General features: G+C 45.3%; 20 protein-coding genes and 1 other annotated feature. Of the genes, 5 read left to right on the top strand and 15 right to left on the bottom strand.

Features of this window, described 5'->3' with window-relative positions; genetic code table 11:
* The first annotated feature begins 136 nt into the window (after positions 1-136).
* Positions 137-655 (top strand): MerR family transcriptional regulator, encoded by a 519-nt coding sequence (locus MHI55_RS14390; protein WP_340390404.1) that lies wholly within the window; start codon positions 137-139, stop codon positions 653-655.
* Positions 656-915: 260 nt separating this feature from the next.
* Here MHI55_RS14390 and asd read toward each other — a convergent pair whose 3' ends face one another.
* From asd to MHI55_RS14360, 6 genes are all read right to left on the bottom strand, one after another.
* Complete coding sequence (asd, locus tag MHI55_RS14385; RefSeq protein ID WP_017688716.1) at positions 916-2001, bottom strand: aspartate-semialdehyde dehydrogenase; 1086 nt, start codon at positions 1999-2001, stop codon at positions 916-918.
* A gap of 172 nt (positions 2002-2173) precedes the next feature.
* Positions 2174-2451: a binding site (T-box leader), on the bottom strand.
* A 190-nt stretch (positions 2452-2641) separates the two neighbouring features.
* Positions 2642-3487, bottom strand: coding sequence for a class I SAM-dependent methyltransferase (locus MHI55_RS14380; protein ID WP_340390402.1), 846 nt, complete (start codon positions 3485-3487; stop codon positions 2642-2644).
* 149 nt (positions 3488-3636) lie between these two features.
* Positions 3637-4509: a UTP--glucose-1-phosphate uridylyltransferase GalU gene (galU, locus tag MHI55_RS14375; RefSeq protein WP_047842782.1), complete on the bottom strand. Its 873-nt coding sequence runs from the start codon at positions 4507-4509 to the stop codon at positions 3637-3639.
* 57 nt (positions 4510-4566) lie between these two features.
* Entirely contained in the window at positions 4567-4959 is a 393-nt protein-coding gene (locus tag MHI55_RS14370) for a GtrA family protein (protein WP_101314006.1), read from the bottom strand.
* Positions 4952-5938 (bottom strand): glycosyltransferase family 2 protein, encoded by a 987-nt coding sequence (locus tag MHI55_RS14365; protein ID WP_076249473.1) that lies wholly within the window; start codon positions 5936-5938, stop codon positions 4952-4954. Before MHI55_RS14365 ends, MHI55_RS14370 begins: the two co-directional genes overlap by 8 nt.
* 279 nt (positions 5939-6217) lie before the next feature.
* On the bottom strand, positions 6218-8383 hold the full coding sequence (locus MHI55_RS14360) for a glycosyltransferase family 39 protein (RefSeq protein WP_340390603.1): 2166 nt from the start codon (positions 8381-8383) through the stop codon (positions 6218-6220).
* A gap of 224 nt (positions 8384-8607) precedes the next feature.
* Between MHI55_RS14360 and MHI55_RS14355 the strand changes: the two genes are divergently transcribed.
* On the top strand, positions 8608-9291 hold the full coding sequence (locus tag MHI55_RS14355; RefSeq protein ID WP_340390399.1) for a response regulator transcription factor: 684 nt from the start codon (positions 8608-8610) through the stop codon (positions 9289-9291).
* A complete protein-coding gene (locus MHI55_RS14350; protein ID WP_340390397.1) occupies positions 9291-10808 on the top strand; it encodes an ATP-binding protein in 1518 nt (505 codons plus the stop codon). Before MHI55_RS14355 ends, MHI55_RS14350 begins: the two co-directional genes overlap by 1 nt.
* Positions 10809-11063: 255 nt before the next feature.
* On the opposite strand, the gene MHI55_RS14345 is transcribed toward MHI55_RS14350, so the two are convergent.
* Together MHI55_RS14345 and MHI55_RS14340 are read right to left on the bottom strand one after the other, a co-directional pair.
* The gene (locus tag MHI55_RS14345; protein ID WP_340390394.1) at positions 11064-11534 is read right to left on the bottom strand and encodes a GNAT family N-acetyltransferase; all 471 of its coding nucleotides are present in this window, start codon (positions 11532-11534) and stop codon (positions 11064-11066) included.
* A 258-nt stretch (positions 11535-11792) separates the two neighbouring features.
* Positions 11793-12503, bottom strand: coding sequence for an SDR family NAD(P)-dependent oxidoreductase (locus MHI55_RS14340; protein ID WP_339187707.1), 711 nt, complete (start codon positions 12501-12503; stop codon positions 11793-11795).
* Positions 12504-12605: 102 nt separating this feature from the next.
* Between MHI55_RS14340 and MHI55_RS14335 the strand changes: the two genes are divergently transcribed.
* Positions 12606-12965: a MerR family transcriptional regulator gene (locus tag MHI55_RS14335; RefSeq protein ID WP_076249478.1), complete on the top strand. Its 360-nt coding sequence runs from the start codon at positions 12606-12608 to the stop codon at positions 12963-12965.
* A 117-nt stretch (positions 12966-13082) separates the two neighbouring features.
* Here the strand turns inward: MHI55_RS14335 and MHI55_RS14330 are convergent, their stop codons facing one another.
* From MHI55_RS14330 to MHI55_RS14310, 5 genes are all read right to left on the bottom strand, one after another.
* Entirely contained in the window at positions 13083-13664 is a 582-nt protein-coding gene (locus MHI55_RS14330) for a GNAT family N-acetyltransferase (protein WP_340390392.1), read from the bottom strand.
* 44 nt (positions 13665-13708) lie between these two features.
* Complete coding sequence (locus MHI55_RS14325) at positions 13709-14284, bottom strand: GNAT family protein (protein WP_340390390.1); 576 nt, start codon at positions 14282-14284, stop codon at positions 13709-13711.
* A 166-nt stretch (positions 14285-14450) separates the two neighbouring features.
* Positions 14451-14750: a hypothetical protein gene (locus MHI55_RS14320; RefSeq protein ID WP_253508087.1), complete on the bottom strand. Its 300-nt coding sequence runs from the start codon at positions 14748-14750 to the stop codon at positions 14451-14453.
* A 159-nt stretch (positions 14751-14909) separates the two neighbouring features.
* Positions 14910-16673, bottom strand: coding sequence for an ATP-binding cassette domain-containing protein (locus MHI55_RS14315; RefSeq protein WP_340390387.1), 1764 nt, complete (start codon positions 16671-16673; stop codon positions 14910-14912).
* On the bottom strand, positions 16658-17512 hold the full coding sequence (locus tag MHI55_RS14310; protein ID WP_340390385.1) for an ATP-binding cassette domain-containing protein: 855 nt from the start codon (positions 17510-17512) through the stop codon (positions 16658-16660). Before MHI55_RS14310 ends, MHI55_RS14315 begins: the two co-directional genes overlap by 16 nt.
* 112 nt (positions 17513-17624) lie before the next feature.
* On the opposite strand from MHI55_RS14310, the gene MHI55_RS14305 reads away from it, so the two are divergent.
* Positions 17625-18215, top strand: coding sequence for a biotin transporter BioY (locus MHI55_RS14305; RefSeq protein ID WP_215075083.1), 591 nt, complete (start codon positions 17625-17627; stop codon positions 18213-18215).
* 147 nt (positions 18216-18362) lie between these two features.
* Here MHI55_RS14305 and abc-f read toward each other — a convergent pair whose 3' ends face one another.
* Both abc-f and MHI55_RS14295 read right to left on the bottom strand, forming a co-directional pair.
* A complete protein-coding gene (gene abc-f / locus MHI55_RS14300; RefSeq protein ID WP_340390383.1) occupies positions 18363-19832 on the bottom strand; it encodes an ABC-F type ribosomal protection protein in 1470 nt (489 codons plus the stop codon).
* Between the two features lie 487 nt (positions 19833-20319).
* Positions 20320-22209, bottom strand: a complete 1890-nt coding sequence (locus MHI55_RS14295; RefSeq protein WP_340390381.1) for a beta-glucoside-specific PTS transporter subunit IIABC — start codon at positions 22207-22209, stop codon at positions 20320-20322.
* Positions 22210-22252: the final 43 nt, after the last annotated feature.

Genomic DNA, 22252 nt, shown 5'->3' with positions numbered 1-22252 from the left:
GTGGTCACGTATTCCTGAAATACAGCAACAAAGCGAGGATTCCACTTCCGGCCGACTTGCGTTACAATAACCCTAGCTCCTTCGTCTTACACGAAGTCAAGCGGTCTCCAATATTTTTTTAGAAGGAGGAGTACATATGTATACTGTCCAGGATGCTGCCCAGCTTACGGGACTCACAGAGCACGCTGTTCGCTTTTACACGGATAAAGGCTTGGTTCCGAGCATTCAACGAAATAAAAATAATATTCGGGTGTTTGATGAAGAATCCATCAATTGGCTACATGGCGTCAAATGCCTCAAGCAGACAGGTTTACCGATTGAAAATATTAAAACATACGTCGATCTCTGCCTCGAAGGTGATTCAACCGTTTCGCAGCGATTCGCACTTATGATGGAGTATAAGGAAGCGGCGCTGATTCAGCTTGAAGAGGCCAAGAGCCGCGTAGCCCATTTGGAAGAGAAAGCACGTCAATATCAGGCCATTTTGGAGCAGCGCATCCCGGATATGACCAACCCGGTCAATTGGGAAACCAAGCGTGACGAAGAAGGGAGTTGTCCTGCATCCCGTTTAAAAAGTTGCAGTCTTCCTGAAGCCGAGGTTTCGGCTCAGTGCCCAGCAACTGCTATGAAGCAGCAAACTAGCATAGTATCTTAAACTTCACATGATATAGCTCACGTATGTTCTAAACATATAGGCTATTTCTTACATTATGTATATCTAAATGAGCCTGAGTAAAAAACGCCGACAACATTGTCGGCGTTTTTCGCCACTACAACCCTCTGCTGGGATCTCTTTAATCTATTCCTGCCCATTTTCTGGTCCCTGTTCACAATACAAAAAAACCATCAACAAGTGATGGTTTTTCATGAAATATCCTGTTCAGAAATCTGTTGCTGCTCATGATGCCTTTATGCTTATTTAGGTTGAATATATCCTTCGGCTTTAAGCAGTTCTGCGATCAGAACCGCGCCACCTGCCGCTCCGCGGAGCGTGTTGTGGGACAATCCAACGAATTTGTAATCATAGAGTGAATCTTCGCGCAGTCGGCCTGTGGAGACACCCATTCCGCGTTCGATGTCACGATCCAGTTTTGTCTGTGGTCTGTTCTCTTCTTCAAAATACGTAATGAACTGTTTTGGTGCACTTGGCAGAGCCAGTTCCTGCGGACGACCTTTGAACTGCAACCAACGCTCCAAAATTTCGTCTTTACTTGGTTTTTTCTCGAAGTTTACAAACACAGTAGCCAGATGTCCATCCGTTACCGGTACACGAATACATTGTGTTGTAATTAATGGAGCCGATGCTTTGACGATCTCATTATTTTCGATGCTACCCCAGATCCGCAGTGGTTCCTGCTCACTCTTCTCTTCTTCGCCACCAATGTATGGAATGACATTATCAAGCATATCAGGCCAGTCGGTAAAGTTCTTACCTGCTCCGGAGATTGCTTGATACGTGGAAGCCACGACCTGAGTCGGGTTGAACTCACGCAAGGCGTGCAGTGCAGGCACATAGCTCTGAATCGAGCAGTTTGGCTTTACAGCAATGAATCCGGTTTTTGTGCCCAGACGTTTGCGTTGAGCTTCAATCACGTCCAGATGTCCCGGGTTAATCTCAGGGATTACCATTGGTACATCTGCTGTCCAGCGGTGAGCCGAGTTATTGGACACGACAGGTGTGCCTGTTCTAGCGTAAGCTTCTTCGAGTGCTTGAATTTCATTCTTTTTCATATCAACCGCGCAGAAAATAAAATCAACCTGGCTGGCAAAAGCCTCAACCTGGGAAGCATCCTGAACAACGATTTTCTTCACAGCTTCCGGAATAGGAACTGCGAGTTTCCATCTGCCTTGTACGGATTCTTCATATGTTTTACCTGCCGAATTGGCGCTTGCAGAAATAGCTGTTACTTCAAACCATGGATGTTGATCGAGCAGGTCCACAAAACGCTGACCCACCATTCCTGTTCCTCCGACGATACCAACTTTCAATTTTGCTGACATTCAATCATCATTTCCTTTCGGTTTAAGTGATTCTTCTCTTCAAGTCAATTTCATAACTCACTAAAAACAACGTATTATGAAATTGACTTCCTAATTAACACTATTCAGGCAATTCCAAAGCGTGTAGTCACAGCCCGGAAAAACCAAAAAATCCCATCCCCAAGACAATAGTCTCAGGGACGAGATTGAACTCTCGTGGTACCACCCAGATTCGCCAATATGTCACCATATCCGCCTCTTCAAGTAAAGGTTTACAACCATATTGAAAGCTGTAGACCGTTCATACTCTAGCTCTGTAACAGGAGCTCCTGTCACACCATCCCTTAAATGTTAAGTTCCGATGTGCTGCTCTGAGTCTTTATTCAATAAAAAGTTCTTTACTCCTTTTCAGCTGCCGGAGCTCTCTTTGAAAGAATGATTTTTATCTACTCGTCTCTTCGTCGCATTTGATATTGCGATTATAATATCAAAATTACTGTGATGAAGTAAACACATTTTTTTAGATCATGGAATTTATATGTTTCCAGCGGAGCTGAACTATTCAATTATCGCAAGAAAAACTTCAGCTAAACGGTCTGTCTTCTGTGAAAAGTACGTCGATAGACATTTTTATTATAACATACTACAAATAGCTATTTCTTTACTGCTTTTTGGCAACCATCGCATACGTTCCCAGTGGGCTCACAGGCCCCGTGGCATGATGTGTCCTAAGTAATTTTAGTTCAGAAAGAAGAAGTGTTTTTACTTTGTCCGGGATCGGAAGCAGTTTCAGTTCCACAGGCGCTTCTGCCAGTGTCATTTCGGTTTCCCAGCGACCGTCCTGCAGCTCAGGAGAATGGATCGAATTCTCTTCCTTAATCGTCCACCCTGCGGCAGAGACAAGCTCTTGGATATCCCCCGGTGTAAAGAGCGTGCGCACATTGGAGAAGCTGTTCTCCTTGTAACATTCGACCTGAGACTGAATCAGAACGGATAACCAATGTGAGAGCTGGCTCACATCTGTTACTCGTGCATCCCATTCAGCAAAACATAACTGATGTCCCCACGTCCTAACCTTGCTAAGAATCTGGGCGAGTTCGTCAAACGATTTCAAGTACCAAGAACAATGGGAAAGTACAATAACATCAAACTCATTCTCGGCGAATTGAGTCTGATCACTCAGAATATCAAAATCATAATCCATTCGAATTCGATCACCCAGTGGAGATCTCCGCAGCCTGGCTGCCGCTTCGCCTACGGTCAGCGGTGTACCATAATCCTCTGGTGCAATATCTACACCATGAACGTACCCGTGCTCCCCCACCAGATGTGCAAGCACGGCCGTTGTATCTCCCTGACCACACCCGATTTCCAGAACCCGGCTGCCTTCCTGTATCCCCCAAAAGAGTCCCAGTTTCATCCGATGCTCGGTCTGAATGTACTGAATGGCGCCGTTGTCCTCCACGTCCATATACTTAATAAGGTCCCTGATGATAGATTCATTCATGATTCCTCACTCCTCAAAAAGCAACCTAAACTTCTTGCTAATTGTAGCGTTACTGGAATAATTGTACAACACTAGAGTCTATGACAGAACCATGGCACGGAGGAGAACTCGTCCTATAGCAGATCTAAACCTCTGCTACATATCAATTCCTATGCCCACTGAGTTGCAAGCTTCTGAAGATAGGGTGTCAGCATGGGCTGTAATTCCTTGCGCAACAGTCCGATCTCCAAGATCGCCTGAATATATCCGAATTGATCACCTATATCGTAGCGACGCCCCTCCAGTTCAAGGGCCAACAGTTCCTCCACCTGACTTACTTCTTTCAAGGCATCCGTTAACTGATATTCCCCTCCAGCACCTCTCTCGATCTGATCCAGGATTGGAAAGATGGAAGGTTTCAGAATGTATCGTCCCATTACAGCTGTTCGGGATGGCGCTTCTGCAAGGGAAGGTTTTTCGACCAGATTGGTGACTCGGTGAACCCGGTCCTCTGCACCATTCGAATCAATAATGCCATATTTGCTCACATTTGCCGCGTCTACCTGACGAACACCAATGATCTGGTTGCCTGTCTTTTCATAGAGATGGACCATCTGAGCAAGTGCAGGTGGATCAGACACCATTATGTCATCTCCCAGCAGTACAGCGAAGGCATCATCCCCTACAAATTGCCGTGCACACCCAATGGCATGCCCCAGACCCAGTGGTTCCTTTTGACGAATAAAATGAATATTGGCCATCTCGCTGATGGCCTGCACCTCTTCCAGTAAAGACTGTTTGCCCTTGGCATATAAAGAGTGTTCAAGTTCAACCGATTTATCAAAATGGTCCTCTATGGATTTTTTGTTGCGTCCGGTCACAATGAGGATATTCTCAATGCCTGATTGTACTGCTTCTTCAACAATGTATTGGATGGCCGGTTTGTCTACAATCGGTAACATCTCTTTAGGCTGTGCTTTGGTCGCGGGCAGGAAACGGGTTCCGAGACCCGCTGCCGGAATAACTGCTTTTTTAATTCGCATATCATCATACACTCCTTTCATTTGCTTCTTATAACCAATATTGCACGCTGTGGGCAGCTAAGTAGCGATACGAAACACCCAATATCTGCTGGCCATATAGTTCAGAATCATCCCTATCAAGGTCGCTAGGATCTTGCTCATCACTAGACTCCAACCCAGTACATCGTGCAATGTCAACAGAATGAGGGCAGATAACGCGAGAACGATAAGATTGGTGATTAGAAAACGAATAAGTTTCGTTCTATCGCCGCCCCCTCGTGCCGTATCTCGAAAAGTCCACCTGCCGTTCAGCCAATAACTGTTCGCAACACCGCAGCTGTACGAGATTACTTGAGTCATCAGAACCGGTACACCGACCACTGCAAGCAAAGCAAACACCACCGCATCCACTGCCGTATTTGCAACACCCACAATACCGAACTTGAAGAGTGTCACCAGACGCTTAGTCATGATGAGCAACTCGGGCTGTCAATCGGGATTGCGCTTGCTGGCCCTCGGCCTGAACTACGTCTCTCACAATGTATAGCGGACGCGCCTTGGTCTCATCATAGATTCGGCCTACGTACTCGCCCAGAATGCCCAGCATGATCAGGATGAATCCGTTAAACATCAGCATGATACTCACAATGGATGGCCATCCCTTAATTGTTGAATCTGTAAAGATGGCCGAAACAATAACCGTTAACATATAGATGAATCCGCCAACCGACAGGATCGCACCTACATAACCTGCGAGCTTGAGCGGTTTATACGAAAATGAAGTAATGCCATCCAGGCTAAGCTTCAGCATGCGTTTCAGCGGATACTTTGTTTCACCTGCCAGACGTTCATCGCGTTCATATTCAATAGCAGTCTGACGAAATCCGACCCAACTGACTAACCCGCGCACAAATCGGTTTTTCTCCGGAAGACGTTTCATCTCATCACATACTTTGCGGTCAATTAGGCGAAAATCTCCGGTGTCTACCGGGATATCCGTATCCGTTGAAGCACGAAGTACACGATAGAACAGACTCGCCGACCATTTCTTAAAGCGAGTTTCCCCACTTCGTCTGGTGCGACGGGCATATACGACTTCATAGCCCTCTTTCCATTTGGCGATCATATCCAGTATCAGTTCGGGAGGGTCCTGTAGATCCGCATCAATAATAACCACCGCATCCCCCACTGCATAATCCATACCAGCTGTTATCGCAATCTGATGTCCGAAGTTACGGGCAAAATCTATCAGCTTCACACTCTCGTCCCAACGGGCGTAATCACGGATCATCTGTGCACTTCGATCCACGCTGCCATCATTAACAAACAACAGTTCATAACTCTCTCCTGTGCTGCCCATGACCTTCTTCAGACGCCGATAAGTCTCCTCGATCACCGCTTCCTCGTTATACATGGGAATAATAATGCTGTATCGGTACGCGTGAGCCATGTTTGTCCCCTCCCTTTTCCAATGGACTTCGTTCGAGATTTTTATTCTATACAAATTGAACTAAAGAATATTTACACTGTACACTTCGATGACAGACCAACCTTCCAATCGCTGTTATCCCCAGATTTTTTTGATTCCCTTTTCCTAAGGGAAAATCCGGAGATAGCATATGCTTCCGATGTAGCTTTCTTGCAGAAAGCTTGTAGGCGAACGCTTCGCTTTTTCAGGTTTTTTCTGTCCTCTCCGTTATCGTGTAAATGATAAGTTCAATTTATATAGCTACAATTTCACTTCATACAAAGTCGTCTGACCGCCGAATCCGAATCCAAATCCAAGTCCAGCTTCATTCTCCGTGTCTCCGTTATCCATAGATCCGCTGTCGGTGCCTGTCTTCCACTCTGACGTTGGAATCTCGGTTCCGTGCTCTTCGATCCAATCGCTAATATCCGAGTTCCCTCCGCGGCCACCCATGCCACCAACCATGAAGTATTTCACTTGCCCACTCTTGACGAGTTGCTCCAGTTCCTCCGTTGTGTATACAGGGTCTGAACCTGAGAAACCTCCAAGCGTAATTACCGATGCTTTCTCGTCGATGATATAAGGTGCTGCCTGATTATAGTCTGTTGTGGCGAAGAGATACGTTTCGCCTGTATTGTGCTCTTTCAGATAATTCAGTGTGGTTGTATCCACTTCTTCGTTACGGTTACCCATTCCACCACGGCCTCCCATTGTAGGCATTTCCGTGTCTCCTGTACCGTTACCCATCGGCATGCCCATTCCTGCTCCACCAAACATACCATTGGAACCAGTAGGTCCCGCTGCCGGAATCATGCTGTTACCACCATAAGTAATTGGGGTGAATGCCCAGTAGATTGGACCGATCAGCATCACCATGAATCCCGCGATAATAAAGCCCTGTTTCCATCGATGTGTGCGATAAAGCATAACGATCAGGATGATCGTGACCAGAATGCCTGCGATCATTTCACTAATGGACCAGCCTGCACCAATCGTATCGTTGTACACCTGCATGATATACCAGCCGAACAGGGTCGTCAGCAGCACGGACACCGGAAGCAACCATACCTGCCAACCATTGCGATCACGATATGACTTCCACATTGCTACAAATCCTGCGCCAGTCAGCGCCGCAATTGGAGGTGCAAGCATAATCAGATAATACTGATGGAAGAAACCTGCCACACTGAAAAAGGCAGCAACGGGAAGCAGCCATGCCAGCCAGAACAAGGCTTCCTTGTGCTTGCTGGTTATATTTCTCCGTCTTAACCCTGCAAATAGGGCAATGCACCCAAGCAGCACAACTGGCAACAGCCAGCTAGCTTGGCCTGACAGTTCAGTCTGGAACAGACGCAGAGGACCTTTCTCCCCTGTACCAAACATGCCTCCCATGCCACCGCCGAAATTTCTTCCATTTGGCATTTCCATATCATTCGGCATCTGCCCGTTCGGGAAATTGCCATTCGGCCCATTCATGCCACCCATGGCGTTCAAGCCGTTCGAACCATTCATATTATCGTTATCCGGTGCATTGACATCTTGCCCAGCGCCAGGAACACCACTGTCTGTCTGATTAGGACCTGAAGACAAGTCTCCTCGATTGCCACGATTATTTCCCTGTCCCATACCATTTGGCATACCTGCGTTACCTGCAGTATTCTGCTGACCCGTTAGGCGTGCCAGTCCATTGTATCCAAAGGCGAGTTCCATGACTGAGTTTGTCTCACTGCTGCCGATATAAGGCCGCTCGTCTTCGCGGATAGAATCCACAGTGACCGCCCAGGATAAAGAAACGACCGCCAGAACCGCCGTGCTGCCGATCAGCAGGATGATCTTCCTTCTCCATTTCGCCTGAAATGCGAGCAGATAGAACAAGTAAAAAGCCGGGAGAATCATGTAGGCTTGAAGCATTTTCATATTAAAGGCTACGCCTATTAACCCAAAAGCAACCAGGATGCGCCAAGTACTGCCTTGTTTGCTGCCTTTGAACAAAAACCATGAACCCAGCAGTAGTGTAAACACCAGCATACTGTCAATATTGTTGGTCCGACTGACTGCCGCCACAACAGGCACAGTTGCCATCGCAAGTGCCGAGATTCGTGCTGCTGCAAGACCATATGTAGGTTTCACCATGAGGTAGATCAGGAGCACCGAACCGATTCCTGCTAATACTTGAGGCAAAATAACACTCCATCCGTGCAATCCGAAGACATAGGCAAAGGCCGTCTGGATCCAGAAGACAACAGGTGGTTTATCTACAGTGACCGAGCCTGCCGAGTCTAGTGAAGCATAGAAAAAGTTATGGAAGTTGCTGAGCATACTCCCAACGGCAGTCGTATAATAGGAATTGGCATATTGATCGTTCCAGATACCGTACCCATTCAGAAATGCCGCCAGTAATACAATCGGCAGAAGGACAAGATCCATCCTTCTTTTGGTGTTATTCAAAGTTAATCACTCCTTCAAAGTTCTTCATGTCTAGTATTGTGACATGCCAAAATAAAGCTGGGATGAGTGCCCGCTGAATGTTGTCTGAGGATAATTCACAATCCTTTCAGCTAAATTTCAGTTTGGCAAGCGATAATACTACATACAGTCCCTCCGAAGTGTGGGAGAAATCTAGATGGATCAGGCAAGGAGAGAAGCACATTATGAAGCTTAGCAGCGGAATTAAAATACTATTGGCTGATGATGAACCACATATTTTACAATTTCTAGAGCTTGGATTAAGCAATGAGGGCTTCGATGTGCGCACCGCACCCGATGGAGCGGCTGCGCTTGAGTTAGCGCTTGAATTCAAGCCACATATGGCTATTGTGGATGTCATGATGCCAGAGATGGATGGATTCGAAGTGGTCGAGCGTCTGCGTAAGACCGGTGCCGAGGTTGGTGTAATTATGCTGACAGCGAAGGATGAAGTCGAGAATCGGGTTAAGGGCCTTTGGCTAGGTGCTGATGATTACATGATCAAACCCTTTGCCTTCGATGAGCTGCTCGCCCGGATTCAGGCCAGACTGCGGAATCAATTTCCTTTATTAATAGGAGCCGTCACCCACGGTCCCTTCCGAATTGATGATCAGCGCAAAGAAATCACCTATCAGAATCAGGTCTTGGAGTTATCTCCTACCGAATACGAACTGTTAAAATTTATTGTTCTTAATCATGGGATTGTGCTTAGCAAAGCGACCATTCTGAGCCGGGTTTGGGGGTATGATTTTGGCGGGGAAGAAAATATTGTGGAGGTTTACGTTCGTTCCTTGCGCGACAAACTCGGGGATAAAGAGCATAAACTCATTCGTACGCTTCGGGGTGTCGGGTACAGGGTGGATCTCTGATGAACTCGCTACCTAAGAAAAATAAACTTCGTATAAGACGTCTCCACCACTGGATATGGCCTCGTTCATTACGTTCTCAATTGCTCTCACGTTCTCTGTTCGTACTTGCCGGGCTGTTATTGTTAATCGGTATTCTGCAATTCTGGATCATGGAAAGCTTTCTCTACCGGAATCAGGCAAAAACCATGGAAGAACAGCTCATGTCCATGCCCCCGGTTTGGCTCGGTATCCAGTCACGTAACGGCTCTTCCAACAATCCTTTTGGTGGACAGGCAGGAAACGGGTCTGGTAATCGGGTGTTGTTTATTCCTGACCGTTCACTAGCCCTGTTTGATAACGAAGGTACGTTCGAGGATGTTTTTGGGGAAGACGGTCTGAAAGCCCCTCAACTATCATCCGCTGAATATCAGGACATTACAGATGAGTTGAAAGAACAAAAACACATTCCCTACCGGATCGTCACGGATAGCCAAGGGAATGAGCAATTGATTGTATTTGCTTCACCCGGTCCACGCAATCGCGGTTTACCGATGGTGCAGATGGGCACGGCTACGAAGCCACTGAGAGACTTGATTATTAAACAGCTTCTGATCTTCCTCATGTTATCGCTGTTGGCCATGGTAGCCGGTCTTATTCTATACACTAAGGTATTACGCCGGACGCTGGTTCCCCTATCTAACATGGTGAATAAAGTACAGCAGATCGATGCAGGCAGCCTCGCAGAACGCCTTCCCGTCGTTCAGGGACAAGAGGAAGTGGATCAGCTCGCAGTTTCATTCAATGGCATGCTTGAAAGGCTGGAGAATTCGTTTGAAGCGGAGCGGGAATCGAAAGAGCAGATGCAGCGTTTCTTGTCTGATGCTTCTCATGAGCTTCGTACCCCGCTCACCTCCATTCACGGCTTCATTGAAGTTCTACAACGGGGCGCAGCGACCAATCAAGATCAATTGTATAAAGCGCTGGACAGCATGCACGGCGAATCCGTACGAATTAACAAGCTGGTTGAAGATTTGCTGTTACTAACCAAACTGGATCAGGCTCCAAAGCAGGAGCGGGAGGTCATTCAGCTAGACAGTCTGCTGCTCGAAATGCAACCACAACTCGCCATGATGGCTCAGCAAAGATCCATTCATCTTGATCTGACGGCTGAAGTGTATGTACTTGCTGACCCTTACAAGCTGAAACAGGTTGTGCTGAATCTGTTCCATAACGCGGTGCAGCACACCGATCCTGAACATGGAGCTATCTCCATAACGTTATATGCCACGCATCATAAGGCTGAATTATCAGTGAAGGATAACGGTACAGGCATTGAACCTGCACATCTGCCCCATATCTTTGAGCGATTTTACCGCACAAGCAGTTCTCGTTCGCGCAAACAAGGTGGCGCAGGTCTCGGTCTAGCCATTACCCGCTCGATTGTGGAGTCGCATGGTGGGAATATTACCGTACAAAGTCAGGTAGGCGTAGGAACTGAATTTATGATATTAATGCCGTTGTATAAGGCTGATGTCTAGGCTGAGCGTCGGCTGCAAGTAGGCTATACGTAAGCTATAAGTTGGCTATACGCAGCTTTACGTAAGATCTAGGCAGGCTCTCCAAACGATGCTCATCTTCCATTTTAATTCCGGCTTTTCATTGCATGACGAATTCCCCCACTCATTTCGGTTAAGAAATGAATGGGGGATTCTTTTTGTATCCGATTATTATGTTGGTAGCCCAATGGGTTTCAGGCTAACGAATCTGAGACATCTTATTCAAGGATTTGAAGCTTATATATGCTTTTCATAAAATACCATTGTCATTTTGTCGTTAATTGCTTTTGTTGCACCCGTTTTTTTGTAGCCTATCTTTTCATACAAATAACAGTTCCCTTTCTCTTGTAAGATGGTACCTAATTTCCATGACTTTGCATCATCATATATCTGCTCAACCATTGTAAAGACTTTTTGAGCAATTCCTTTTCCTTGATGTTCTGGCAGTATAAAAATTGGGCTAATACTATAGATATGATTATCTTTTTTCACTACTCTGATTCCACCAACAGCAACCTCAAGATGATGAATTATGAAATAATCTGTGAAAGATTGATTGATTTGAGTAATAATTCTTTCTACGGTTTCATTGGCGGGGCTTGTTGCAAAATCCTGATATTTTTCCAACAAGGGCATAAATGCTTTGACTTTTATTTCATGAATAGTCACTGCATCTTTTAAATCTGCTTTATATAGTGAAACCTCCATTAAATATATACCTCCGATTGATACGCTTGTTAGAGACAGGATTTATAGTACATGCTCTGTTAACTTAGTACAAAAAAGATGTTCGTCTACGTTTGGTGTTTGTTTCATTTACAGCATACAAACAAGATAAACTATCATTTTTTTATTCGACGTTGTATTCTCATATTCCTTGATATCTAAGTAACGGAACCACGCCAATACTTCATCTAACTTTCCGTAATCATCCGGGGGACAAGATCATCCAGTACGAACGTTGGATTACCAAGGGTACACGCCATTTTCATCTAGGAATTCTCCGTTATGGCGTTTGCCATCCGTTGCATAGCCAACGATAATCGCAGCGCCGGCTTCTTTTGATTTGCCGCCTTCGGCATTGCCATTAAGATCTGTTGATGTGAATCCGGGCGTTACTGCAAAGACTTGCGCCCTGCTGTTTTTCACTTCATAGGCCATCGAAAGTGTCATGGCACTGTTGGCCGTTTTGGATGAGTTATAGTCGAAGGCATTTAAAGTAAATTCCGCATTTTGCATATGGTCCAGAGAAGCCATGTCGGTTGATACATTAATGATTGTGCCTTCATTATTTTTGATTAACGGGAACAATCGCTGATTCAAATGGAAGGTGCCGAAAAAGTTCACTTCAAAGGCGTTCCGCAGATCTTCCTCTTTTGTATCCGTAAAGGAATGAGAGAAAGCACCCGGCATACCCGCGTTATTGACCAGAAGGTTTATTGCTGGATAACTCTTGTGAATCGTATCGGCTGCCTGCTCAATGCTCTTCGAGTCGCACATGTCGATCTGTACGAATTCTACGTCTAACCCCCTGGAAGTTAACTCTGAAACAGCCGCTTCCCCCCGTTCAACACTACGTGCACCAAGGATAACTTTCCAACCTGCTTCACCCAATTGCTTTACGATTTCATATCCAATTCCTTTATTTGCTCCGGTTACAAAAACAGTCTTTTTCATGCGAATCCTTCTTTCCATAATTTGATTTATATTTAACAATATATAAGTTACTATGCTACACTTAGTGTAGGTCAAATTATTTTTATACAAAGGGGGATTAACATGTTAACGATTGGAGAAGTAGCGAAAAAAGTTGAAATCTCCATTGGAGCGATCCGCTTTTATGAAAGAAAGGGACTGCTGAAACCTGCTGCACGAAATGAGCAGAATAACCGTCTTTATTTGGAGGATGATCTGAACTGGCTGGTTTTTATCAAATGCCTTCGCGAAACCGGGATGAGTGTGGAAGACATCAAAAAATATTATGATCAGGTCAACGAAGGAACCTCCACGCTGAAGGAAAGAACCAAGCTGATTGAGGATCAAAAGCAAAAGTTGCTGAATGATATAGAGGAGAAAAAAGCGCAGCTTGTTCATTTGGATAACAAACTGGAGCGCTATTATCGAGGGGAAAATTATTAGCAGAAACCTTGTCCTATAAACTAAATGACAGAAAAAATCAGGCAGCCAGCATTAACTGTCTAACCTGATCTGAAATGTTGAAACTTATAGCGATTTTCAATGAGGTTAAAAGTTCAATCAAAAATGATCTTCGCCCTTACGCAGGTGGTAATGGTTATACTTTTCATCCTCGATCTCGATCGAGCTGACCCGTTCAAAATTACATTTCTGTATCACCTTATTAGATGCTGGATTGGTAGTCAAAGCGATGGCATTTAACACTTCCACGTTTGTATGTTCAAACAAATACTCCGTCATTCCTTTGAGCGCCTGCGTGGTGTAACCACAATTTCTGAAGTGTTTCGAAATACCGTACATAATCTCCCGATTGGGTGCTGGCAGTTCGTCCTTGATCCCTGAGCAGCACCATCCGATAAACTCGTCATTTTCTTTGAGAACAATAGCCATTCGTAAGTATAACTCTCCGATATCCTCTCCCACCATCACAGCTTGTTTAAAACGCTGATTCTCAGGGATTTCATATTCGGTGAGCCACAGGGTCCTGTCTTCAATCGTAGCGTTCCATCCCGGTAAGAATTCATACACCTCAGGTTGCCACGTAATTTCTTGCAGTTTCTCCAAATCGTCAATTCGATACTCGCGCAAATAAATATCCTTGCAATCGATGATTAATTCATCAGTTTGTATGAGTTGCTTCATAATTCCTCCTACTACACACTTAATTTCAGCTTATTAGCTTTACTTCAAACAAGGCCCTCTTTTTCTATAAACTCATCTTTGGTTAATCCAAAGAGGATCATATCCTGGTATTTTCCATCGGTGTAGATCACCTGGCGACGCACACCTTCCTGAACACATCCAAGTTTTCTCATCATCGCTGCGGAAGGTTCATTTCCTTGGAGTACATAATCATTAAATTTGTTGAGCCTGCGCTCAAAGAAGGCATACTTCAACAAGATTCGAACGGCTCTGGTCCCGTATCCTTTTCCTCGATGATCCCTGTCAATTTGAATGCCAATGCTAAAGGTACCGTTCCTTTCATCAATGCTGTTCAGATTCACACCTCCGACATTTTCACCATCCATGCTTACAATTGTAAACATGATCCGTCCTTTGGCTAAAGAAAAATCAGAGAAGTTTTCCGTGAAACTCTTCGCTTCAACATGGGTTGGCGGCAACTCTACTGCACACTCCAATAACCGACGGGCGGGTGTATCAAAACGGTTATAATAATGATCTTCCCAATCTTCCTCACGCAAAGCACGCAATCTAACCTTGTCATCCTGCCAGAAATATTGACTATAATCGATCTCTCTCATTCCAAGTCTCCCCACATATTCAACCAGATTTTTACTTCGCGCTACAAACATAATAACCCATAATGTGGAATTGGAGGAGATTTGTTTTCATTAAACACAACGAAAATAACCCCCGTACAGGATAAAACCTGTCGGAGGCTACGCTCTACTTTATATCAAAATCTCTTTACGATTCTTCCGTATATTGAGGTTTGGACACGTTATCCGGAACCGTTTCGTCAAAAACATCCTGACCTGGATAATCCCGTACGTCTCCCTCGTGAAGCTCATGATTTTCATAATCAAAACGATGTGCAGACCGCTGATCTGCCCGCCACGGAGAACTTTTTCCAAGAGACTCGGATAGTAAAGCTGAACCGTAAGGGCCCTCCGGGAATTCTTCGAGTGTGATATCGTTTCGCTGCGACTCCACCGTAGACACATCGGTATATTCTTGCCGTTCTTCACGCAAAAACTTATCTTTCATCGTTTATCCCTCCTGATCCACTTCAGATGACCAACGTCCACTTATTGTGAGCGAGGACAAACGCATTTATGCATGATCTTTGGAAAACACTGCGTTTATTGTTCTAATCCATCGTCTTATTCATTACCGGATCCATCACGATCATTATCACCATCACAATTAGCGAATCCATATTAAAAGTACAAAAACAATGAGGCCAGCCATGCTAATCCAGGTATCACGTTTGGACCATACCAATAATGATGAACGTCCTCCGAGCGTAGAGTGCTCTCTAACTTTACGCATTTCCATCGCAATGGTCATATCCTCTGCACGTTGGAACAGTGCCATTAACAAGGGAATCACCATTGGACCCAGATCACGAATTCGAACGGTATTTGGTCTTAAAGCCGCCTTTCCACGTGCCCGCACGATCAGTGAGAATCGCTGCCACTCACTCCAGATCATCGGGATAAATCGAAAGATTAACGCTACAGCTAGAGCAAACGAAGCTACGGGCAACCTGATCTTTTTACCGATACCGAGTACCCAGTTCAGCCCTTCTACCATTCGCCCATAAGGTGTCGTCAACGAAAACCAAAGGCTTGCCAATGTGACGATAAACAAACGATACACATTCAGCAAAGTGCCCTCCGCCTGCATCAGGGAAAAGCCAAAGTGCAGACCTCCTCCCTCTGTTGAAAGAGTTGTCCCAGATAACGCCGTTGATATGATGAAAAAGAATAATAATGGCTTCATTAACTTCATACATCCAGCCAAAGTCTGACGCGGGAGCACGGCAAGTGCTGCTACTACCGGCACCAGTGTTAACGTCAATCCCAGCCATCGCTGTTGAAGCATAGCTGCGGTGACCAGCAAAATATACAAAATCCATTTCAGACGCGGGTCCATAACGCCATATAATCCGCCTGAATGAGTCAAGGTGTTCGGAAGAAGCTTTGGATCATCTTCAGTTTCAACGGACGACAGCATCAGTGTTTCTTTTTCATACTTCATTACATCGCTCTTGACTTCCATCGTTACTGTCTCTGATGCTTCTTTCGATTCGTTTTGAATCTGTACTTCAACTGACTTGGACTGAACAATACTTTCAGCCATCTCCTCTGGCGTCATCGCGGTCAAAGGCAGCTCAAGACCCGCTTCTCTTAACTGCTGTGCCAGTCTCATCGATGGTGGCAGTCCAATCCCTGTTTGCTCCAGCAGTTCAGGTCTTTTGTGAAGTTCTCTCGGCGTAAGATCGGCAATTAGACGGCCTTCCTGCAACAACAATACTCGATCCGCACAAGGCAAAAATGTATCCAGATCATGGGTCGCTACCACACCCCCACCACCTGCCAGACGATGTTGCTCCAATACATCCAGCAGAAGCCCGACACTTTGCGCTTCCAACCCTGCGCTCGGCTCATCCAGCAGAAGCCAGTGTGGATTGGTCACACTTCCGAGAGCAAGTCCAAGCCTGCGCTTCTCTCCCCCACTTAGAGCAAATGGCGACCTGTCCAGATGAAAACGTCGGCCCAACTCCGGGGATACTGGCGGGTCCCATTGGTTCAGTGCTTTTGTGATCTGCTCTTGTTGCTGTTTCTCTGAAAGTCGATAGGGACGCAGAGAATATGAGAATTCACGCTGAATACTTCGGGCAAACAGTTGTTGTTCCGGAAATTGAAACAATAGTCCCGTTTGCAATAAAATCGACTGCGGCACTTTTCCTTCTTTCCAGAAAGGAGTGCCATCCAATGTGATACTTCCTGCATCGGGCGGTCTTAGACCAGCCAACGTCTGTAGTAAAGTCGTTTTTCCTGAACCCGTACAGCCCAGCAACAAGGTGATTTCCCCACTGTTCAACTGTACACTCACATCTTCAAGCAGGGCACGTTTGCCCGATTCTGATGCTTCTATACGTATATCGGTCAGCTCAATCTCCAACGTGCGACCTCCTTAGCCAGTTGCTCGGGTCGCAGTGGCATGGCTTCTGGCATCATACCTTTTTGCTTGAGCAATAACGCAGTTTTTACAGTAAAAGGAGGGTCCAATCCTAACCGTTCACAGGGAGATAGCTGCTCATTTTCCCTAGTAGCCTTCTCATTCAACTCTGTTTCATAGAAAAAGGACTTCGGCTCCCCGTCGTACACACTACGTCCACTCTCCATAGCAATGATTCGATCACACAGGGTTGCTTCCTCCAGATGGTGTGTAATCCAGATCACCGTTGTACCCCGCTGGGTAATCTTCTGAACGATGGCCTCGATACGGTCTCTTGCTCCCGGATCAAGCATGGCTGTTGGCTCATCCAGAATCAGTATATCCGGTTTGGCTGCGAGCGCTACAGCAATATTAAGCAGTTGTTTCTGTCCCCCAGATAATTGTGAGACCGCCTTCTCCGGGGGATATTGAAGTCCTACGGTATGTAATGCATCCTGCCTGTGCTCCAATTGCTCTTCTACAGATTCCATCAATGGTGACAGCGCAAAATGAAACTCCTCTTCAATCGTATCGCCAAGTACCTGTGCATCCGGTTGCTGCAGTACACCCCGAACGGTAAGTTCATCCGAGATATCCCGTACCCCACCAGATAGTGGAATGAATCCAATCAGTAGTCCAGCGAGTGTGCTTTTTCCACTGCCATTCGCCCCTACAATACTAATCCATTCTCCTTGGTGCAGCGTAAGTGAGACCCCATCCAGTGCTTTTCTCACCTGACTACCTTCGGAAGCATAATGCACTCGAACATCTTCTAATGTAATTATAGGCAGGTTGCCTTGCATCGTAAATTAGTCCTTTCCCTTTCTATTGTTATGTGGTACGATCCTAATCGTCAACCACATTTATATAATTGGTTAACAATCATATTACCAAAATGGAGAGGATTGTTCAAACATGAAATTATCTTTGCGAGGCATTGTATTCAGCGCACTTATGGCCGCAATTTTAGTGCTTTTTGGTTACATAAGCATTCCCATTGGCTTCTCCCCTGTACCGATAACATTACAAACTTTGGCTGTCATGCTGGCCGGAGGATTACTTGGTCCACTCTATGGTTTTCTAAGTGTCACGATGGTTGTTCTGCTCACCGCTCTTGGATTCCCCTTGCTGCACGGGACCGGAGGACTTGCAGTACTTCTTGGACCTACCGGAGGATATGTGATGATGTGGCCGTTCTCCGCATTATTGATTGGACTGTTGCTTGCACGAATCAACATCAAAGGTGTCACAGGATTCATTCTCGCTTTTGTTGTATTTGAACTATTTGGTTCATTGCTCGTGTATGTATCTGGTGTCCCTTGGCTTGCTTATGCTTACAAAATGGACCTACCTGAGGCCATGATTCAAGGGTTCTATCCTTACATAATTGGGGATCTGATCAAAGCTGTATTTGCTGCCATCATCATTGCGCCAGTGCGAATGGTTTTCCCACCTCAACGTCTCACAGGTAACATGCATTCCACGGTTATAAAAGCGGATTCTTAATAGAAGCTACATATCCTATTAGATCACAAGCCTTCATATTCTAAAACAAAAACAGCCAAAATCACTTTGGCTGTTTTTTGTTACTTCTCTTCCTCTAAGGTTGTTCTGTCATCGGAGTGTCCAGTGTAAAATATTCTTTAGTTCAACTTATATATTCACCTGAATTAATTGACGCTCTGTAATCTGAAATTGTTGATCCGCTGTATTTTCAATAAACCTCTGATCATGAGATACATACAGAATCGTTCCTTCATAGGCCTTGATAAAACGCTCCAACGCTTCCAATGCATGCATATCAAGAAAATTCGTCGGTTCATCCAACAATAGAATGTTATATTGTCCAAGAAACAAGTGACATAATTGAAGACGAATCGCTTCTCCTCCACTTAATGTCCCAACATTCTTCAGCAAGTCATTACCTGTAAACTGCATCGCATGCAACGCACTTCTCAACTCAGATTCCTCATATTCCGAACGATTTTTCAGGAATTGTAATACGGTCTCTTTTGTCGTGAATCGATAGCTCATTTGCTGAAAATAACCGAGCTTTGCTTTTGGAGACATTGTGATCTGATCTCCCACATGGAAAACATGGTTAAGCAATGTGCTTTTCCCACTGCCATTGGCTCCGGTTATCGCTATTTTTTGTTTTAATGGAATTTGAAAACTTACATCCTCCAACAATATGTTTCCATCCACCACAAGTGTAAGGCGATCTGCCATAATCGGAAATCGATTGTGCAGCTCCAGTGTCTTTGGCTGACGGAAGATCATAGGCCGATCCTCTTGCACCGCTTTTACCTCGTGAAGTTGTTGCATCCGCTGTTCAATCGCTTTGGCTGCGCGGTGCACCGCTTTTTGACTGGTGCCTTTGGATTTTGTTTCAACCATACGGTTTGTTTTTGCCTTGGATTCTTTTTTGGACATGCTTCCGGCCTGCGTTATTTTCTCGGCTTTCTTCATCTTTTCCCGAGCGGCCAGCTCCAGTCGTCTTTTCTCCTTGGAAAACTGCTCATGGGCCTGGTTTTGTTGTTCACGCTCCAGCCTCTTCTGTGCCTGATAATCGCTATAGTTGCCGGAATATACGTGAACCTCACCTTGATGGATTTCCCAGATCGTGGTCACCAGTTCATCCAGAACCGCACGATCATGACTGATCAGCACAAGCGCCCCATAATAATAACGCAATTCATCCAGTAAAAATGTAATGCCCTCTTGATCCAGGTGTGTTGTTGGTTCATCCAGTAACAGTACTTCATGATAATGAGTGAACATTTGAGCCAGTTTTAGACGGGTCTGTTCTCCACCACTCCATGGCTGATCGTGTTGAGGTATGGCTAATTTACTGAGTAGAGCCCCGTCAACTTCGATACTCTCGTTAGACTGGGGTGGTTCCACTTGTTCCAAATAACCAAACTCAGCATGACGTTTTATCTTTCCGGCTGTTGGTTGGATCTGCCCCGCAATGAGTTTCAACAGTGTACTTTTACCCTGACCATTACCACCTACTACACCAATGCGATCCAGTTGATGCACAGCCAGTCGCTCAATGTTCAGTATTACTTTATCCATATAGGTCATCTCAACCTGTTCTAATTCAAAACATATCTTTTCCATATTCGCTACCTCCGAAATAAGATTTATTTCGTATCGATAGCGAAGCACGCTTCTATCGATACGAGCTTATCGTGCCAGCTCGTATCAATAGAACAGTAACGTCATCATAGCGGCTACCTCCAGTAGTCTGTATTGAGCGCCTGTACCTAATTATTTACCTGAGTAAGATAATCAGAAGAAAAACAAAAAATCACAGGCCACGGCCTGTGATTCAACGTAAACGGGTAAGCGAGTATAACACTTATCTTAAGGTCAGGATGATTGAAAATGACAGACTGATCCCGTTTACTCTGAACCAATAGTCAGAGCCTTTGAACGTATTCAATTACCGATTCAAAGGAAGGAAGCGCAGTCTCATTGCATGTGTCATATTCAATAATCCACCTTTCATTATCATGTATAGATGTACAATTCTAATTATAATTTTCCAATTCCACCATGTCAACGGAACCATGAAAACACTACACCCTCGGATTAGTACATCAATCTACTTTTGTTCCTGAACATTACCGTTACTTAACTTTAATAGAAGCTCTTGGCTACTAACCCGACCTGTAGCCTGCGGAATCACTTCTTCGTAGTTGGCTGAGTTGGTTACAATAATAGGTGTCACCGTATGATACCCAGCAGCCTTAATCTGTGCAATATCGAACTCAAGCAACAGATCTCCCGCTTGGACCCGATCGCCTTCTTTGATATGGGAAACAAAATGTTGCCCATCCAATTTAACGGTATCAACTCCCACGTGAACCAATATCTCAGCACCGGTGTCTGATACTACAGCCAAGGCATGTTTTTTCTTGAATGCAACGGTAACTGTGCCGTCAAAAGGCGCTACAACTCTGCCCACAGTTGGCTCAATCGCAATCCCTTTACCCATTGCTCCTGATGCAAAGGCCGGATCTGGAACTTCCGACAATTCCACAATTGTTCCTTCGATTGGGCTAAATACATTTTCGTCTGAAGCATTCGTTGCACGAACAGATTGCTGAGCGGATGTCGTAGATTCGGATTTTGTTTCTTCTTCAACCGGATCTTTGAAGCCCATGATGTACGTCAGCACAGCCGAAACAACAAACGATACTACGATACCCAGAATCAATCCTGGGAAACCTTGTCCGCCTGGTCCGTAGAAGATTGGCAAGGTCAGCAACCCTGGTGCGCCGGATGCAAATGCCAATGTGCCCGCTTGGCCAATAATAGCTCCACCAACTGCACCACCGATAACCCCTGCAATGAATGGACGTTTTAGTGGCAATGTTACCCCATAGATGGCCGGTTCGGTAATACCGAATAATGCGGTCAACGTGGATGATCCAGCCAGCGTTTTCAGTTTTTTGTTCTTGGTTTTCAGCATAACCCCAAAAGCAGCACCCGTTTGAGCAAAGATTGAAGCTGTCGCAGCTGGTTTAACACCATCCTGTCCATACACTGCAACGTTGTTGATAAATACCGGAATCAAGCCCCAGTGTATTCCGAAGATAACGAGCAGCTGCCAGCTTGCACCCATAACGGCTCCTGCGAGCAATGGACTGAATCCAAATGCGGCAACCAGTCCAGCTGCAATTCCATTACCAACGTATACGCCAAATGGTCCAAATACAAGCAATGTCAGAGGTACCATAATCACTAGCAAAAACAATGGCGTAACAAAGTTTTTCACACTATCGTGAAGTGTTTTATTAAAGAACTTTTCCAACTTGCTCATGACAATGACAGCTAAAATGATAGGAATAACTGTAGATGAATAGTTCATCAAGATGACAGGGATACCGAAGAAATCCGTTGGTGTTCCCTCTGATTTCAACGCAACGATGGACGGATAGATCAGTGCTCCTGCAATCGTCATCGCGACAAACATATTTCCCTGGAATTTACGTGCTGTTGTAACCGCTAACAACAGAGGCAGGAAATAGAAGAGACTATCTGCTGCTGCATACAAGATCGTATATGTTGTTTCTGTCGTTTCCAGCCATCCAATATTGCTCGCAATCAACAATAACCCTTTTAGAATACCGGCTCCCGCCATAACACCCAGAAGTGGTGCAAAGATGCTGGATATGATATCGATAATCCCCCCGAGCCCTTTGGCTGCTTTGCGAGGTTTTTCTTTATCAGTCGAATCGTCCAGAATGTTACTGATCTGTCCAATGGCACTATAGACTTCAGGCACCTTGTTACCAACAACCACCTGGAATTGTCCTCCATTTTCTTTGACTGCGATGATGCCTTCTGTTTTCTCCAGTTTGGCTTTGTCTGCCTTGGCATCGTCCTTCAATACAAACCGTAATCGTGTTGCACAATGAACCAGCGATTCCACATTTTTCTCACCGCCAACCAGTTCTACAATCTCTTTGGCCAGTTTCTCTTGACTCATGATCTGCACCCCCACTTTTTCTCAAACAGGCCTCTTACCGATT

It is taken from the genome of Paenibacillus sp. FSL E2-0151 (assembly GCF_037993015.1).
Lineage (GTDB): Bacteria > Bacillota > Bacilli > Paenibacillales > Paenibacillaceae > Paenibacillus > Paenibacillus amylolyticus.
The sequence above is the reverse complement of the archived record's forward strand: the minus strand, read 5'-3'. Positions and strand labels throughout refer to the sequence as shown.